The sequence below is a fragment of the Rhodococcus sp. CX genome, assembly GCF_015865005.1.
Lineage (GTDB): Bacteria > Actinomycetota > Actinomycetes > Mycobacteriales > Mycobacteriaceae > Rhodococcus.
In genome coordinates this window covers 51,573-52,776 of sequence record NZ_JADZGH010000069.1, presented here as the reverse complement: position 1 = coordinate 52,776, position 1,204 = coordinate 51,573, and the positions used below count along the sequence as shown (strand labels likewise).

General features: G+C 69.9%; 2 protein-coding genes. Both read right to left on the bottom strand.

All coding sequences use genetic code 11. The features are described 5' to 3' along the window. Positions 1-427, bottom strand: a 427-nt coding sequence (locus tag I0Q12_RS07560; protein ID WP_307846096.1) for an inositol monophosphatase family protein, incomplete at its 3' end; no start/stop codon positions are given. Positions 428-431: 4 nt separating this feature from the next. After that, entirely contained in the window at positions 432-1,166 is a 735-nt protein-coding gene (gene priA / locus I0Q12_RS07555; RefSeq protein WP_197251341.1) for a bifunctional 1-(5-phosphoribosyl)-5-((5-phosphoribosylamino)methylideneamino)imidazole-4-carboxamide isomerase/phosphoribosylanthranilate isomerase PriA, read from the bottom strand. Between the last annotated feature and the right edge of the window lie 38 nt (positions 1,167-1,204).

Genomic DNA, 1,204 nt, shown 5'->3' with positions numbered 1-1,204 from the left:
GCTCGGCGGGCACGCCGTTGTGCAGCAGGGGCCCGTCGACCGTGGCAGCGAACCGCTCCCCCACCAGCGGGAGCCACGTCAACCCGATTATCGGTTCGCCGTCGTGCACGAGCGCGAGGAGGATCCCGGCGGTGGGCAGGCCGGCGGAGTAGTTCACGGTGCCGTCGATGGGGTCGAGCAGCCACACCGTGCCCGTCCCAGCGCCGGGTCCGCCGAACTCCTCACCGTGCACCGCGATGCCGGTGCGCTCGGTGAGCTCGCCGCTGATGCGTCGCTCCAGCTCGAGATCGAGATCGGTGGCGAAGTCGTCGGGACCCTTGTCGACCGATCGGGGCGCGCCGCGACCGGCGACGAACCGCTCCGCCGCGCCGTCGAGGATCTCACTCGCGACCGCAAGCAGCCTCGACAGGTCGGCGGTGTCGGTCATCGGCTCACCGGGAGACGGCGTCGAGCGCTTCGGCCAGGGTGAACCGTCCCGCGTAGAGCGCCTTGCCGACGATCGCACCCTCGACACCCTCGGGCACCAGTGTCGCGATCGCCCGCAGGTCGTCGACGGTCGAGATACCACCGGAGGCGACGACGGGCGCGTCGGTCGCGTTCGCCACCTCGCTCAGCAGATCCAGGTTCGGGCCGGTGAGGGTGCCGTCCTTGGTGATGTCGGTGACGACGAACCGGGAGCAGCCGTCCTGGTTGAGTCGCTCCAGCGTCTCCCACAGATCGCCGCCGTCGGAGACCCAGCCGCGGCCGCGCAGGCGCCAATTGCCGTCGATGAGCTTGACGTCGAGACCGACGGCGATGCGGTCGCCATACTCGGCGATGGCGCGGGCACACCATTCCGGGTTCTCGATGGCTGCGGTACCGATGTTCACGCGGGCGCAGCCGGTCGCGAGGGCCGCGGCGAGCGTCTCGTCGTCGCGGATGCCACCGGACAGCTCGACCTTGACGTCGAGCTCACCGATCACACCGGCGAGGAGGTCCCGGTTGTCGCCGCGACCGAAGGCGGCGTCGAGGTCGACGAGATGCACCCACTCGGCTCCGGCGTTCTGCCATTCGAGGGCGGCGTCACGCGGCGAGCCGTAGCTGGTTTCGCTACCCGCCTCTCCCTGAACGAGGCGAACTGCTTCACCGTTGACGACGTCGACTGCAGGCAAAAGGACCAGGCTCACTGCGCCCACAATAGTGCCTGGCGCCCTCGACCCGGAAA